Source organism: Citrobacter sp. Cf072, from assembly GCF_030334485.1.
Classification (GTDB): domain Bacteria; phylum Pseudomonadota; class Gammaproteobacteria; order Enterobacterales; family Enterobacteriaceae; genus Citrobacter; species Citrobacter freundii.
This window is the reverse complement of record NZ_JAOWDX010000013.1, coordinates 19,548-35,470: the sequence shown is the minus strand read 5'-3', so window position 1 is coordinate 35,470 and position 15,923 is coordinate 19,548. Positions and strand designations below refer to the sequence as shown.

The window sequence follows — 15,923 nt, the reverse complement described above, 5'->3', positions numbered from 1 at the left end:
GCGTGGTGTCTGGCGTTAGGGCTGGAAGAGCGACGCGGCCTTAAACCGAGGTTTTCCCATGAAAAAAGATATTCACCCGAAATACGAAGAAATTACTGCAAACTGCTCTTGCGGTAACGTCATTAAAATCCGCTCTACTGTCGGTCACGATCTGAACCTCGACGTGTGCAGCAAGTGCCACCCGTTCTATACTGGCAAGCAGCGTGATGTTGCTACCGGTGGCCGTGTTGATCGCTTCAACAAGCGTTTCAGCATCCCAGGCAGCAAGTAAGTTCAGCTGTCAGAAAAAAGCGCCTTATGGCGCTTTTTTTGTATCTGCGCTTGAAGACTAAAATTTATATTGATGTGTTGAATAGTGTTTTTTTGTTTAATAAATGAAACATCGTTTTTGTTTTTTAGGTAAAATGTTTCTACTGGTGATCTGCGTCATTTTTATCTTCTGATTTCTGCCACTCATGCCAATTGTTGGCAAAATACCAAAGGTTTCTGCTTTCTTTCTAAAATACACTTTCGTGGAAATATAAAATTATTCTGAATCCTTCATCGTTTCCCATTAATGGACGGGACGAGATGGGTAATTTCCGTTGTTGAGTGTGAAGAGGGATTGTCATGAAATTTAAATCTGCGTTATTACTGATTCCATTATTCTCTGCGGCCGCACAAGCGGGTTATGTTGATTACCGGCATGAATATTATGACGATGGGCGTAATTACGATCGTGTTTATATGTCTCACCGTTTTGCGACTGGTTTTGGTGTCGCAGTCGAAGCCATTTCACGTTCCGAAGATACGCAATCTAATGATGCGTGGAATAATATGGAAAGTAATGGCAACGAGTATACTGCAAGCTACCAGTTTACCTGGCGGGAGCTTATCTGGCAGCCAGGTATTGCGATCGAAACGGGCGATAACATCACGATTTATAAACCTTACATCCGCGTGCAGTACAACATTAACGACAGCTGGTGGACCGCGTTCCGCTATCGTCAGGAGTACATGCGCAGAAACACTGACGGCAAAGATGACCGCATGGTCTATCGTCCGGAAGCCTGGCTTGGTTATAACGTCAATGACTGGATGTTTGAGCTAAATAGTATTTATAAAATTGCCGATAGCGAAGATTTATATAACAACCGGAAAGATGATTATGAATATAACTTCCGCGTGGCGTATAAACTAGGCTCCTGGGTTCCATTTGTTGAGGTTGGTAACGTTTCCTCGGGTTATAACACAACAACGACTGACGATCGTCAGACCCGTTATCGTGTCGGTCTTGGTTATAACTTCTAACCGGTAATAGCTTTCATATCGACTGATTACATCGATAAGCATAGTTTGTGTGAATAATATGTCTAAGGAGTTGACATCATGTCTAATGATGGAACTATTATCGGAAATAATGAACCCACTGCCGTCAGACCTTTCGGAATTCGAGATAAAATTGGTTATTTATGTGGTGACCTCGGAACCTGTTTTATTCTTGGCTTAGTTAATAGTTTTTTAATGATTTATTACACTAACGTCCTCGGTATTTCCGGCGTTATCGTTGGCTCACTCTATTTTGTGACCAAACTCTTTGATGCGTTCGTTGATGTTGGTGTAGGGCGCTTATGCGATACCTCTAAATTGACGGTACATGGACGTTTTAACCCGTGGGTGCGTCGCATGAAGTATCCATTTTGCATCATTGCAGTTGTCCTGTTCCTGCCGTTTGTGAATGATTTTTCTTATACGGCGAAAATTATCTACATCTGTTGCTCCTATTTCATTTACGGTTCGCTGTTATCGACCGTGAGTATTCCGTACGGTGCTATGTCTGCGGCGATTAGCTCGAATCCGGATGATCGTGTCTCGCTGTCAACCTGGCGCAGCGTTGGGTCAGCTATCGGCGGTGGGGCAACCGGCTTTTTCATTCCGATCCTGATGTACACCACCCTGGTGGACGGAAGCCAGGTGATTTCCGGGCAACACTTCTTCTGGATTTCCATTGGTTGCGCAGTGCTGGGCTTTATCTTTTTATCCTTGACCTGTCAGTTAACGACCGAACGCGTGCGCGTGGAGAGAAAAGAGAGCATGCCCGTTTCGGTGTTGCTGAAGGGACTGGTACGCAATAAGGCGCTGATTGTTTTAGTGGTTGTGGATTTGCTGATTGTGATTAATCAGGGATTGTCCGGTACCAATATGACTTACCTGTTTAATGACTATTTCCACAATAAAGAGGCGATGTCAGTCGCGTTGCTGTTTACCTTTGGTTCCCTGGTTTTGCTGGCACCATCGGCATCCTGGCTCACAAAGCGGTTTGGTAAAAAAGAGGCCAGCGTCGGCGCGCTACTCTTTGCAGTAGCGATGTATTTGATTATGTACTTCATCCACATTACCGACGCGAAAGTCTATTTGGTTTTCCTGTTCCTGGCGACGTTGGGGGCCGGACTATTCAACCTGATGATTTGGGCGTTTATGACCGATGTTTGTGATTATCACCAGTATGTCACCGGCGATCGCGAGGATGGTACCGTCTATGGTGTGAACTTCTTTGCCCGCAAGGTTGGTCAGGCGTGTGCAGGGGCCATTGGCGGCTTTATGTTGGCCATCATTGGTTATCAATCATCGTCAACAGGTGGCGCTGTGCAAACCAGCATTGTGCAGGAAAATATTTATACGATGGCGAATCTCTTGCCGGCACTATGCCTGTTTTTGGCGGCGGTCATTCTGATTTATTTCTATCCATTAAACCGTACGGAAACGCTCAAAATGGAAGAAACATTGAATAAACTTAATGGTATCAGTAAGTAACATAGCGAGAATCGGCGGGAGCAATCCCGCCTTTTCTCATCTGTTCTAACAATCAGTATTCCCACGTTTCCGGGTTGATACCCAGTTCACGCATGATTACCTTTGCTTCTTCCGGGATTTCATCACTGCGCTCTTTACGCAGGTCTTCATCGTTGGGTAATGGTTGCCCGGTAAAAGCATGCAGAAACGCTTCACACAGCAGTTCGCTGTTGGTGGCGTGGCGCAGGTTGTTCACCTGACGACGCGTGCGTTCATCGGTAAGGATTTTTAACACCTTCAGAGGAATGGAAACCGTAATTTTTTTGACTTGCTCACTCTTCTTACCGTGCTCAGCGTATGGGCTGATATATTCGCCGCTCCATTCAGCCATGAGATACCTAATCCTCTTTGTCATTAATATTGAGGCCAGAACCTGAGCCCGGACCATAATTGTGCGTAGTTTATCGTAGTGGCGCGGCCCTGACACGAAGTAGCCGACGCAGATGTACGCTAATGCATATAATTTTAACGGCTATTTCCAGTTTGCTCAATCTATACGCAAAGAAGTTTAGATGTCCAGATGTATTGACGGCTATAGTAACAATGATTACTCTGGTGCCTGACTTTTCACCGACTCAGCCAGGATCTTCTCAATATGACGCGTAAACAGGCCACCATCGCAGTGCGTAGCGGGTTAAATGACGACGAACAGTACGGTTGCGTTGTCCCGCCGATTCACCTCTCCAGCACCTATAACTTTACCGGATTTAATGAACCCCGTGCTCATGACTATTCGCGTCGCGGCAACCCAACGCGTGATGTCGTTCAACGTGCGCTGGCGGAACTGGAAGGTGGTGCAGGTGCTGTACTGACCAATACTGGCATGTCGGCGATTCATTTGGTGACCACTGTCTTCCTTAAGCCTGGCGATCTGCTGGTTGCACCGCACGACTGCTACGGCGGGAGCTATCGACTGTTTGACAGTCTGGCAAAGCGTGGCTGTTACCGCGTCCTGTTTGTTGATCAAGGAGATGAGCAGGCATTGCAGGCCGCATTGACGGAAAAACCGAAGCTGGTGCTGGTAGAAAGCCCAAGCAACCCGCTGCTGCGCGTGGTGGATATTGCGAAAATCTGCCGGCTGGCGCGCGACGCTGGCGCGGTCAGCGTGGTGGACAACACTTTTTTAAGCCCGGCACTGCAAAATCCACTGGCATTAGGCGCCGATCTGGTGTTGCATTCATGCACGAAATATTTAAACGGTCACTCAGACGTGGTGGCTGGTGTGGTTATAGCCAAAGATCCGGAAACGGTCACTGAACTGGCATGGTGGGCGAATAATATTGGTGTGACCGGCGGCGCGTTTGATAGTTATCTGCTGTTGCGCGGCCTGCGTACTTTGTCTCCTCGTATGGAGGTGGCGCAACGTAATGCTCAGGCGATAGTCGATTATCTGCAAACTCAGCCGCTGGTGAAAAAATTGTATCACCCGTCATTGCCGGATAATCAGGGCCATGAGATTGCTGCGCGTCAGCAAAAAGGCTTTGGCGCGATGTTAAGTTTTGAACTGGATGGCGATGAGCAAACGCTGCGCCGTTTCCTCGGCGGGTTGTCATTGTTTACGCTGGCGGAATCGTTAGGGGGCGTTGAAAGTCTGATCTCCCACGCCGCAACCATGACACACGCGGGCATGGCACCAGAAGCGCGTGCTGCTGCCGGAATTTCCGAAACGCTGCTGCGTATCTCCACCGGTATTGAAGATGGCGAAGATTTAATTGCCGACCTGGAAAATGGCTTCCGGGCTGCAAACAAGGGGTAAACATGAGTGTGATTGCGCAGGCAGGGGCGAAGGGTCGTCAACTGCACAAATTTGGTGGTAGTAGTCTGGCAGACGTGAAATGTTATCTGCGTGTCGCAGGCATTATGGCGGATTACTCGCAGCCTGATGACATGATGGTTGTTTCAGCCGCAGGCAGTACCACTAACCAGTTGATTAGCTGGCTGAAATTAAGCCAGACCGATCGCCTTTCTGCGCATCAGGTTCAACAGGCGTTACGTCGCTATCAAAGTGAGCTTATCAGCGGTTTGTTACCTCCCGAGGTGGCGGATGGACTGATTGGCGCGTTTATTCACGATCTGGAGCGTCTGGCCGGGTTACTCGACAGCGGCGTGAACGATGCCGTCTATGCTGAGGTTGTTGGGCATGGCGAGGTATGGTCCGCGCGTTTGATGTCTGCCGTCCTTAATCAACAGGGTCTGGAGTCGGCCTGGCTGGATGCGCGCGATTTTTTACGTGCTGAACGCGGTGCCCAGCCGCAGGTAGATGAAGGTCTTTCTTACCCATTACTGCAGCAACTGTTGGCGCAGCATCCGGGTAAACGCCTGGTGGTTACCGGCTTTATTAGCCGCAGCAATGCCGGTGAAACAGTGCTACTGGGGCGTAACGGTTCTGACTACTCGGCGACGCAGGTTGGTGCGCTGGCGGGCGTTTCCCGAGTAACTATCTGGAGCGATGTCGCTGGGGTTTACAGTGCGGATCCGCGTAAAGTAAAAGACGCCTGTTTGCTGCCGCTGCTGCGTCTGGATGAAGCCAGCGAGCTGGCGCGTCTGGCGGCACCGGTTCTCCATGCCCGTACCTTACAGCCGGTTTCCGGTAGCGATATCGATCTCCAGTTGCGTTGTAGCTATACCCCAGAGCAGGGTTCAACGCGTATTGAGCGAGTACTGGCCTCCGGTACCGGGGCGCGTATTGTGACCAGTCATGATGACGTCTGCCTGATCGAGTTTCTGGTTCCGACTGGCCAGGATTTTAAGCTGGCTTATAAAGAGATTGACCAGGTTTTAAAACGTAGCCAGGTGCGTCCGCTGGCAGTGGGCGTGCATCCTGACCGCCAGCTATTGCAATTTTGCTACACCTCCGAAGTCGCTGACAGCGCGCTGAAAATTCTGGATGAAGCTGGCCTGCCAGGCGAGCTGCGTCTGCGCCAGGGGCTGGCGCTGGTGGCGATGGTCGGGGCGGGCGTCACCCGTAATCCGCTGCACTGCCACCGTTTCTGGCAACAGTTGAAAGGTCAGCCGGTTGAATTCACCTGGCAGTCGGAAGAGGGCATCAGCCTGGTCGCGGTACTGCGTACTGGGCCAACGGAGAGCCTGATTCAGGGTCTGCATCAGTCAATCTTCCGTGCTGAAAAACGCATTGGTCTGGTGTTGTTCGGCAAAGGCAACATTGGGTCGCGCTGGCTGGAGCTGTTCGCTCGCGAGCAGAGCACGCTCTCGGCGCGTACCGGATTAGAGTTTGTGCTGGCGGGTGTGGTTGATAGCCGTCGTAGCCTGCTGAATTACGAAGGGCTGGATGCCAGCCGCGCGTTAGCTTTCTTTGATGACGAGGCGGTAGAGCAGGATGAAGAGTCTCTATTCCTGTGGATGCGTGCTCACCCGTATGATGATTTAGTGGTGCTGGATGTGACAGCGAGCGAGCAACTGGCGGGTCAGTATCTGGATTTTGCCAGCCATGGTTTCCACGTTATCAGCGCCAACAAACTGGCCGGGGCGAGCAGCAGTAATAATTACCGCCAGATTCATGACGCTTTCGAAAAAACGGGTCGCCACTGGTTATATAACGCCACCGTGGGTGCAGGTTTGCCGATCAACCATACCGTGCGCGATCTGATTGATAGCGGGGATACTATTTTGTCGATCAGCGGGATCTTCTCCGGCACGTTGTCGTGGTTGTTCCTGCAATTTGATGGCACGGTCCCATTCACCGATCTGGTGGATCAGGCATGGCAACAGGGTCTGACTGAACCCGATCCGCGCGTAGATCTTTCCGGCAAAGATGTGATGCGTAAGCTGGTGATTCTGGCGCGTGAAGCGGGTTACGACATCGAACCGGACCAGGTTCGCGTGGAATCGCTGGTGCCTGCGCATTGTGAAGAAGGCTCTATTGACCATTTCTTTGAGAATGGCGATGAACTGAACGAGCAGATGGTGCAGCGTCTGGAAGCGGCGCGTGAAATGGGGCTGGTGCTGCGCTACGTGGCGCGTTTTGACGCTAACGGTAAAGCACGCGTTGGGGTTGAAGCGGTTCGCCCTGAACACCCGCTGGCGGCGCTGTTGCCGTGCGATAACGTATTCGCCATAGAGAGCCGCTGGTATCGCGATAACCCGCTGGTGATCCGTGGACCGGGCGCGGGCCGTGACGTCACCGCTGGGGCGATTCAGTCTGACATCAACCGTTTGGCGCAGTTGCTGTAGTTTGTGTTGCCGGATGGCGCTTACGCTTATCCGGCCTACATATGGCATGAACCGTAGGCCGGGTAAGCGGCAGCGCCACCGGGCAAATCGCGCTGGGTGATCAGGGTGTTGTATTGCTCCGCCAGCGTCCTTATCGTCTGAAACACCGAATGAGCCGAGTAACGGGCGCTATCCCGAAACTCCGCCTGCTGCTGTAACCAGGCGAGAAAATGGTGGCCTGCCGCCAGTGTGATTGACGCCCCTTTTTCAACCTGACCCTCCGTTAACAGACACACCATTTTGCGTGTGTCTCCTTGTTGCCAAATTTGCCACTGGTTTTGCCACCACCCCTGCCAGGTTTTACCCAGCAATCGCCAGGGCAGTGTGCACTTATCGCTAGTGATCTCTTCATCAATAAACCAAAGCGAAGCGTGATGATCGCGATATTGCTGCGCCCATGCGGTAATCGCCGCGCCGCGCAGAAAACATTCGTGGGCAATAATGTGCGTTTTTACCTCAGGCCAGAGATGGCTCAGTATGCGGAAATGTCCGTGCGCGGTAATGACCGGGCGTAAAACTGCGCCATTGGCATTTCGTTTGAGCATGGCACTGCCGTACTGGATTTCATCAAACTGGCTGCGGCGTAAAAACAGGGTTTCCCTCTGTCTTACTCGTTCAACGATATTGTCATGAATGACCGCGGGTTCAACGTTGTTACGCCAGCGGTATCGTAATGTATCCCCTACGAGATGGGGCGTGAAATTACTGGAAATATGCAAAATATTGCCGCGAATAGCGTCAAAACTGAGTAATACATAAAGTTTCTGGTCGGTGCAGGCTCCCTGAAAAGGGACGATTAAGGGAACCGTCGCTATTTGTTCTGGTGGAACAATGGTGGTGAGCGGCTGCTGCTTTGGTGTCCAGACATGTTTGCAGCTCCGGCACTGAACGCGTTGGCTGCCCTGAGGATTATGCCCATAGAGGATGGTTTCCCGCTGATAACATCGTGGGCAAAAATGACCGCTTTGGGCGGCAAAATCCGTTAAATATGCTGACAACCACCCACCAAACTGTTCCTCATTAAACAGCGGGGGATAGCTGCCGCATGCCCGGCAATGCAGCGCAGCATAACCCAACCGATACTCGGGCCAGCTGTAATCTGGTGAGCTCGCCAGCCCCAGATTTTTACAGCCGAAGGACTTACAGCAATTGATGGTGAACAGTGACGTCATCGTATTACCAACGATTTTTAATGGTCGTTGATTTTGACCCGCGACTATCACCAGTGGATGTGAGTTTTCTCACATAAAAAAACCTTTCAGAACGTAACGTAGCGATTCTTTATATGACTGAAAGGGATTGATTATGAAGTTAAAAATGCTTGCTGTTGGTGTTCTGGTATCGTTGCCGCTTTGGGCGAGTGCCAAAGATGTCACGATTATCTATACCAACGATCTTCACGCCCACGTTGAACCTTATAAAGTCCCATGGATTGCTAATGGCACGCGTGATATTGGTGGTTGGGCTAATATCACGACGATGGTGAAGCAGGAAAAAACGAAAAATAGCGCCACCTGGTTTTTTGATGCCGGTGATTATTTTACCGGGCCGTATATCAGCAGCCTGACCAAGGGTAAGGCGATTATCGATATCATGAACACCATGAATTTTGATGCTGTCACCATGGGTAATCATGAATTCGATCACGGTTGGGATAACACGCTACTACAACTGAGTCAGGCGAAATTCCCCATCGTGCAGGGTAATATCTTTTATCAGAACAGCAGCAAAATGTTCTGGGATAAGCCTTACACCATTATTGAAAAAGATGGCGTGAAGATTGGTGTGATTGGCCTGCACGGCGTGTTTGCTTTTGATGATACGGTTTCTGCTGCGACACGTGTCGGTATTGAAGCGCGGGATGAAGTGAAGTGGTTGCAACGCTATATCGATGAGCTTAAAGGTAAAGTCGATCTCACTGTGGCGCTGATCCATGAAGGTACGCCAGCGCGTCAGTCTAGTCAGGGAAGTACAGATGTGCGCCGTGCATTGGATAAAGACATCCAGACCGCAGGTCAGGTAAAGGGGCTGGATATCCTGATTACCGGCCATGCGCATGTGGGCACGCCGGAGCCGATTAAAGTCGGTAACACTCTGATTCTTTCTACCGACAGCGGCGGTATTGATGTGGGTAAACTGGTGCTGGATTATCAGCAGAAACCGCATCAATTTACCGTGAAGAACTTCGAGCTGAAGACCATTTATGCTGATGAGTGGCAGCCAGACCCGCAGACGAAACAGGTCATTGATGGCTGGAATAAAAAACTTGATAAGGTGGTACAACAGACGGTTGCAAACTCTCCGGTTGAGCTGACGCGTGCTTACGGTGAATCTTCTTCGTTGGGCAATCTGGCGGCGGATGCGTTGCTGGTGGCGGCAGGTAAAGATACTCAGTTAGCGCTCACTAATTCGGGCGGTATCCGTAATGAAATCCCAGCAGGTGCTATCACGATGGGTGCAGTCATTAGCACCTTCCCGTTCCCCAACGAGCTGGCAACAATGGATCTCACCGGTAAACAGTTGCGTAGCCTGATGGAGCACGGCGCGGGTTTAAGCAACGGTGTATTGCAGGTGTCCAAAGGACTGGAGATGAAGTATGACAGCAGTAAACCAGTCGGTCAGCGCGTCACCGTACTAACGTTAAACGGTAAACCGATTGAGGATGCCACGGTTTATCACATTGCCACCAATAGCTTCCTGGCAGACGGCGGTGATGGTTTTACGGCATTTACCGAAGGAAAAGCGCGAAATACCTCCGGAGGTTACTATGTCTCTAATGCTGTCGTTGACTATTTCAAGGCGGGAAATACGCTGACGGATGAGCAGCTTAAAGGCATGCGTGTGGCAGATGTGAAACCATAGTGAGCTCAGGCCAGCAGACAATCCGCTGGCCTGTTGTTTTAGCCTCTGTGAGAGGCAAACACCTCTTTCGCGGCGAACAAACCATTGAGTGCGGCAGGGAAGCCGGCATATACGGCCATCTGTATAATCACTTCAACGATCTCATCCTGCGTTAAACCAACGTGTAATGCCGCGCCAATATGCACTTTCAACTGCGGGGCGGCATTGCCCATTGCCGTTAAAGCGGCGACAGTGGCAATTTCTCGGCTGCGCAGGTCCAGACCTGGACGTGCATAGATGTCGCCAAACGGAAATTCCAGCAGGTAGCGGGCAAAATCCGGCGCGATATCCTTCAGGCTCTCAACGACGGCCTCTCCCCCTTTGCCATCTACCTGTTGCAGCATTTTCTGGCCGGTAATAAAACGTTCTGATTCCATGATTTTTCCCTCGTAGGTGTGGCGTATGCCGAGAGAATAGAGGGCGTAGAATGATTTGGATAATACCGTTTCCGTGATACCTTTTCGGTATGACAACATCGCCATTACACTCTCTGGATATTCATCTGCTGCGCTACTTTTCCGTAGTAGCGGAAGAGAACAATATGAGCCGGGCTGCGCAGCGCTTGTTTATGTCGCAACCGCCGTTGAGTCGCCACATTCGCCAGCTTGAAGATCGCCTGGGGGTCACGCTGTTTGTCCGTCATACCCGTGGATTAACGCTGACGGAGGACGGCCAGCGCGTACTTGAAATGGTACGCCCGCTGCTTGATCTCCAGGACAAAACCTACGCTGCGTTGAGTCAATTAACGCAAATCAGGGAGCCATCTCTGCGCTTAGGGTTAAGCACGGCGTTTGAACAGGGCGTTTTTGCGGCGCTTGAGTCACAGCTGACTACGCATGTGCAGAAGCGACATATTGTCCGTCATGGTTCGCCTGAACTCGCGCGTCTGGTGCGTCGTGGAAAGCTGGATGCCGCGCTGGTGGCGTTACCGCTTGAGACTTCGGGGCTTAGCGTCACGCCGCTCGGCTGGCAAGAATCGTTGATCGTCGCCTTACCCGCGCTCTGGCCAGAGGCAGCGCTGCCTTCGCTCTCGTTAATGTCGCTGAGCAACCGACCGCTGTTCTGGTTCAAACGTGAACGTAACCCCGCCTTTTTTGATTACACCCGACATATTTTTAGTCATGCTGGTTACTCTCCTGCCTGTATTGAAGAACCGCTGGAACATGACGTGTTGTTGGCGCGGATCGCGCAGGGTGAAGGTCTGAGCCTGCTTCCGGCCTCCTTTTCCGCTATCCAACGTCGAGGGGTGATATTCCTGCCGCTTACCGATACCGAATTGCGTATTAGCACGGGGTTGCTGATGCTGCCTGAAAACGTAAAAAAATTAGCATGGCTGCAGACGGTCATGGCGCAATCCCTCATCAATTCAGACTGATGTGAATTTTTTTCACGTTGGCTGAGTATTCCTCACCTTTAGCGATGATTTTTGTGTTGACGCCAGCATGCTTTTCCGTCATTTTTACATCTAGACGTCTAAACGTATAGCAGTTCACAACACAACATATAACGACAAAAGATTGATGAGGTAAGGTATGAGCTTTTTTCACGCCAACCAGCGGGAAGCCCTGAATCAGAGCCTGGCAGAAGTTGCCGGTCAGATTAATGTTTCATTTGAGTTTTTCCCGCCGCGCACCAGTGAAATGGAGCAAACCCTGTGGAACTCCATCGATCGCCTGAGCAGCCTGAAGCCGAAGTTTGTTTCAGTCACTTACGGTGCAAACTCTGGTGAGCGCGACCGTACGCACAGCATTATTAAAGGCATTAAGGATCGCACTGGCCTTGAAGCAGCGCCGCACCTGACCTGTATTGATGCGACCCGTGATGAGCTGCGTACCATTGCTCAGGACTACTGGAACAACGGTATTCGTCATATTGTTGCCCTGCGCGGTGACTTGCCGCCGGGAAGCGGTAAACCGGATATGTATGCTTCTGACCTGGTGACGCTACTGAAAGACGTTGCAGACTTTGATATCTCCGTTGCGGCTTACCCGGAAGTGCACCCGGAAGCGAAGAGCGCTCAGGCCGATTTGCTGAACCTGAAGCGTAAGGTTGATGCCGGTGCGAACCGTGCGATTACCCAGTTCTTCTTCGATGTAGAAAGCTATCTGCGTTTTCGCGATCGCTGCGTGTCTGCGGGTATCGATGTGGAAATTATTCCGGGTATCCTGCCAGTCTCCAACTTTAAGCAGGCGAAAAAATTTGCCGACATGACCAACGTCCGCATTCCGGCGTGGATGTCGACCATGTTTGATGGTCTGGATGATGACGCGGAAACCCGCAAGCTGGTGGGCGCTAATATCGCCATGGACATGGTGAAGATTCTCAGCCGCGAAGGGGTGAAAGATTTTCACTTCTATACCCTTAATCGTGCCGAGATGAGCTACGCTATTTGTCACACACTGGGTGTAAGACCGAACTAAACAGATGCCCCAGCCCTCTACGGAGGGCTTTTTGTTGATCATTTTGATCTACATCTCTGTAACGTAAAATATAAAAGGAATTAGCTATCGAATCTGTGGGTTTTTTCGACTATATCTTATCTCTGGTGGTGTATATCGTAGTCAGAACACTGTAAAGGGAGCATATAGATGAGCATGTCCGACGATAGCCAGAACACATCAACTGCCGGTAAGTGTCCTTTTCATCAGGGCGGTCACGACCAGAGCGCGGGAGCAGGAACGAACAACCGCGACTGGTGGCCAAATCAACTGCGCGTTGATCTTTTAAACCAACATTCCAACCGTTCTAACCCGCTGGGTGAGGACTTCGACTACCGCAAAGAGTTTAGCAAACTCGACTACTCTGCCCTGAAAGGGGATCTCAGAGCCCTTCTGTCCGAATCTCAACCGTGGTGGCCCGCTGACTGGGGAACCTATGCTGGATTGTTTATCCGCATGGCATGGCACGGTGCAGGGACCTATCGCTCCATCGATGGACGCGGTGGCGCGGGTCGCGGACAGCAGCGTTTTGCACCACTGAACTCCTGGCCGGACAACGTAAGCCTTGATAAAGCGCGTCGTCTGCTGTGGCCAATCAAGCAGAAATATGGCCAGAAAATTTCCTGGGCCGACCTGTTTATCCTCGCGGGTAACGTGGCGCTGGAAAACTCCGGCTTCCGCACCTTCGGCTTTGGTGCTGGTCGTGAAGATGTCTGGGAACCGGATCTCGACGTAAACTGGGGTGATGAAAAAGCCTGGCTGACTCACCGTCACCCGGAAGAACTGGCCAAAGCGCCGTTGGGCGCAACCGAAATGGGCCTTATCTATGTGAACCCGGAAGGACCGGACCATAGCGGCGAACCGCTTTCAGCGGCAGCGGCTATTCGCGCGACCTTCGGTAATATGGGTATGAACGACGAAGAAACCGTGGCGCTGATTGGCGGTGGTCATACGTTGGGCAAAACCCACGGCGCTGCACCGGCTTCGCACGTAGGCGCCGATCCTGAATCCGCACCGATTGAAGCACAGGGCCTGGGCTGGGCGAGCAGCTACGGCAGCGGCGCGGGCGCGGATGCCATTACATCCGGTCTGGAAGTGGTCTGGACGCAGACGCCAACCCAATGGAGCAACTATTTCTTCGAGAACCTGTTCAAATACGAGTGGGTACAAACTCGCAGTCCGGCAGGCGCTATTCAGTTTGAAGCGGTTGACGCGCCAGAAATTATTCCTGATCCGTTTGATCCATCGAAAAAACGTAAGCCGACGATGCTGGTTACCGACCTGACACTGCGTTTCGATCCTGAGTTCGAGAAAATCTCCCGCCGTTTCCTGAACGATCCGCAGGCGTTCAACGAAGCATTTGCTCGTGCGTGGTTCAAACTGACGCACCGTGATATGGGGCCAAAAGCGCGTTACATCGGACCGGAAGTGCCAAAAGAAGATTTGATTTGGCAAGACCCGCTGCCGCATGCGTTCTTCAACCCAAGCGAAGAAGATATCCTGAAACTGAAAGCGACCATTGCCGCTTCCGGGCTGTCCGTGGGCGAACTGGTATCGGTAGCGTGGGCGTCGGCATCGACTTTCCGCGGTGGGGATAAACGTGGCGGCGCTAACGGTGCGCGTCTGGCGCTGGATCCACAGCGCGGCTGGGATGTGAATGCCACCGCAGCACGCGTTCTGCCTGTGCTGGAAGGGATTTATAAGTCTGCCCATACCGCCTCGTTGGCCGATATTATCGTGCTGGCAGGTGTTGTCGGCATCGAGCAGGCGGCAAGTGCTGCGGGTGTCAGCATTAAGGTACCTTTTGCGCCGGGCCGCGTGGATGCGCGCCAGGATCAAACGGATATTGAGATGTTTGAGCTGCTTGAGCCGATTGCTGACGGTTTCCGTAACTATCGCGCCCGTCCTGACGTATCGACCACCGAGTCGCTGCTGATCGATAAAGCGCAACAGCTGACGCTGACCGCACCGGAAATGACCGTGCTGGTGGGTGGTATGCGCGTACTGGGCACCAACTTTGATGGTAGCCAGCACGGCGTCTTTACCGATCGTCCAGGCGTACTCAGCACTGACTTCTTCGTCAATCTGCTGGATATGCGCCATGAGTGGAAGGCGGTTGATGAGTCAAAAGAGCTGTTTGAAGGTCGTGACCGTCTGAGCGGCGAAGTAAAATACACCGCAACCCGCGCCGATCTGGTATTTGGTTCTAACTCTGTACTGCGCGCAGTGGCTGAAGTTTATGCCTGCAGCGATGCCCACGAGAAGTTCGTGAGAGATTTCGTGGCCGCATGGGTGAAAGTGATGAACCTGGATCGTTTCGATCTGCTGTAACAGACGATGCCGGATGCCGCTTGCGCGGGTCCGGCATGGTAGGAATAAAAAATCCCCGCATTTGCGGGGATTTTTTATTTGCAGGTTATTCCCACTCTTGCAGGTAACGTTGACCGTACTGGTCAGCCACAAGCAGGGCGGCATACACCTGGTCCGGCGTTGCGCCGCCAGGCATGTTGTGGATGGTTTCGCCTTCGGCACAGGCTGCCTCAGCCACAATGCGCATTTTCGCCTGAATATCCTGTTTGATATCCAGTTGCGCCAGGGTAATCGGCAAGCCAACGGAATGGCACAGCGCGGCAACGGTTTCAATTTCATCGACCGGCGCGTTTTCCAGCACCAACTGTGTCAGCGTACCGAAAGCCACTTTCTCGCCGTGGTAATAATGATGTGCATCCGGGATTGCGGTCAGACCGTTATGAATAGCGTGAGCCGCTGCCAGACCACCGCTTTCAAAACCGACGCCACTCAGATAGGTGTTGGCTTCAATAATGCGCTCCAGTGCTGGTGTAACCACGTGCTGCTCTGCAGCCAGCATCGCTTTTTCACCCTCTTCGATCAGCGTATTAAAGCACAGCTCTGCCAGCGCCAGCGCCGCCTGAGTACACTGACCGCCCGCCATGGTGGTTGCGCCGCTGCGTGAACAGGCACGCGCTTCGAACCAGGTCGCCAGCGCATCGCCAATACCCGCAGCTAACAGACGCGCCGGTGCGCCCGCGACAATTTTGGTATCAACAATGACCCTGTCCGGGTTATTGGGCAGCAGCAGATAGCGATCGAATTCACCGGCATCGGTGTAAATGACGGACAGCGCGCTGCACGGCGCATCGGTAGAAGCGATGGTTGGCGCAATGGCGACAGGCACGCCCATAAAGTGCGCGAGCGCTTTGGCGGTATCCAGCGTTTTACCGCCGCCAATACCAAGTACTGCGGCACACTGCGCTTTTTCCGCTACGACGCGCAGACGGTCGATTTCGTTTTGTGAACATTCGCCGCCAAACGGTGCAATTTCCAGCGCCAGTCCGGCATCCTGGAAGCTTTTTTCCAGTGCACCCTGGGCAAAGCCTAAGACAAACTTGTCCCCAACGATCAGCCAGCGTTCTGCCAATGGTTTGAGGTAGCTGCCAAGACGGGTAATAACATCGGCACCCTGGATGTACTTACCAGGTGATTGAATAATGCGATCCATAC

Annotated in this window: 13 protein-coding genes; 9 read left to right on the top strand and 4 right to left on the bottom strand. The window is 52.0% G+C overall.

The window, feature by feature from the left end; genetic code table 11:
- Positions 1–58: 58 nt before the first annotated feature.
- The 3 genes from rpmE (at position 59) to OGX66_RS00505 (ending at position 2,793) form a co-directional block, all read left to right on the top strand.
- Positions 59–271, top strand: a complete 213-nt coding sequence (gene rpmE, locus OGX66_RS00515) for a 50S ribosomal protein L31 (RefSeq protein ID WP_003028810.1) — start codon at positions 59–61, stop codon at positions 269–271.
- A 338-nt stretch (positions 272–609) separates the two neighbouring features.
- The gene (locus OGX66_RS00510; RefSeq protein WP_088902866.1) at positions 610–1,290 is read left to right on the top strand and encodes an oligogalacturonate-specific porin KdgM family protein; all 681 of its coding nucleotides are present in this window, start codon (positions 610–612) and stop codon (positions 1,288–1,290) included.
- A gap of 78 nt (positions 1,291–1,368) precedes the next feature.
- Positions 1,369–2,793, top strand: coding sequence for an MFS transporter (locus OGX66_RS00505; protein ID WP_088902865.1), 1,425 nt, complete (start codon positions 1,369–1,371; stop codon positions 2,791–2,793).
- Between the two features lie 52 nt (positions 2,794–2,845).
- Here OGX66_RS00505 and metJ read toward each other — a convergent pair whose 3' ends face one another.
- Positions 2,846–3,163 carry a met regulon transcriptional regulator MetJ gene (metJ, locus tag OGX66_RS00500; RefSeq protein ID WP_003028816.1) on the bottom strand — a complete coding sequence of 106 codons (318 nt, stop codon included), beginning with the start codon at positions 3,161–3,163 and terminating at the stop codon, positions 2,846–2,848.
- A 264-nt stretch (positions 3,164–3,427) separates the two neighbouring features.
- Here metJ and metB point away from each other — a divergent pair, with 264 nt between their 5' ends.
- The gene (gene metB / locus OGX66_RS00495; protein ID WP_044714689.1) at positions 3,428–4,588 is read left to right on the top strand and encodes a cystathionine gamma-synthase; all 1,161 of its coding nucleotides are present in this window, start codon (positions 3,428–3,430) and stop codon (positions 4,586–4,588) included.
- Positions 4,589–4,590: 2 nt separating this feature from the next.
- Entirely contained in the window at positions 4,591–7,023 is a 2,433-nt protein-coding gene (metL, locus tag OGX66_RS00490) for a bifunctional aspartate kinase/homoserine dehydrogenase II (RefSeq protein ID WP_071697854.1), read from the top strand.
- A gap of 35 nt (positions 7,024–7,058) precedes the next feature.
- On the opposite strand, the gene OGX66_RS00485 is transcribed toward metL, so the two are convergent.
- Positions 7,059–8,234, bottom strand: coding sequence for a cytoplasmic protein (locus tag OGX66_RS00485; RefSeq protein WP_088902864.1), 1,176 nt, complete (start codon positions 8,232–8,234; stop codon positions 7,059–7,061).
- A gap of 133 nt (positions 8,235–8,367) precedes the next feature.
- On the opposite strand from OGX66_RS00485, the gene OGX66_RS00480 reads away from it, so the two are divergent.
- Positions 8,368–9,924: a bifunctional metallophosphatase/5'-nucleotidase gene (locus OGX66_RS00480; RefSeq protein WP_032950720.1), complete on the top strand. Its 1,557-nt coding sequence runs from the start codon at positions 8,368–8,370 to the stop codon at positions 9,922–9,924.
- 38 nt (positions 9,925–9,962) lie between these two features.
- Here OGX66_RS00480 and OGX66_RS00475 read toward each other — a convergent pair whose 3' ends face one another.
- Complete coding sequence (locus OGX66_RS00475) at positions 9,963–10,340, bottom strand: carboxymuconolactone decarboxylase family protein (protein WP_057102216.1); 378 nt, start codon at positions 10,338–10,340, stop codon at positions 9,963–9,965.
- Between the two features lie 89 nt (positions 10,341–10,429).
- Here OGX66_RS00475 and OGX66_RS00470 point away from each other — a divergent pair, with 89 nt between their 5' ends.
- From OGX66_RS00470 to katG, 3 genes are all read left to right on the top strand, one after another.
- A complete protein-coding gene (locus OGX66_RS00470) occupies positions 10,430–11,338 on the top strand; it encodes a LysR family transcriptional regulator (protein WP_088902863.1) in 909 nt (302 codons plus the stop codon).
- Positions 11,339–11,495: 157 nt separating this feature from the next.
- Entirely contained in the window at positions 11,496–12,383 is an 888-nt protein-coding gene (gene metF / locus OGX66_RS00465) for a methylenetetrahydrofolate reductase (protein ID WP_003028830.1), read from the top strand.
- A 168-nt stretch (positions 12,384–12,551) separates the two neighbouring features.
- A complete protein-coding gene (katG, locus tag OGX66_RS00460; protein ID WP_003840531.1) occupies positions 12,552–14,732 on the top strand; it encodes a catalase/peroxidase HPI in 2,181 nt (726 codons plus the stop codon).
- Between the two features lie 85 nt (positions 14,733–14,817).
- Here the strand turns inward: katG and gldA are convergent, their stop codons facing one another.
- A complete protein-coding gene (gene gldA, locus OGX66_RS00455; RefSeq protein ID WP_032950726.1) occupies positions 14,818–15,921 on the bottom strand; it encodes a bifunctional L-1,2-propanediol dehydrogenase/glycerol dehydrogenase in 1,104 nt (367 codons plus the stop codon).
- Positions 15,922–15,923: the final 2 nt, after the last annotated feature.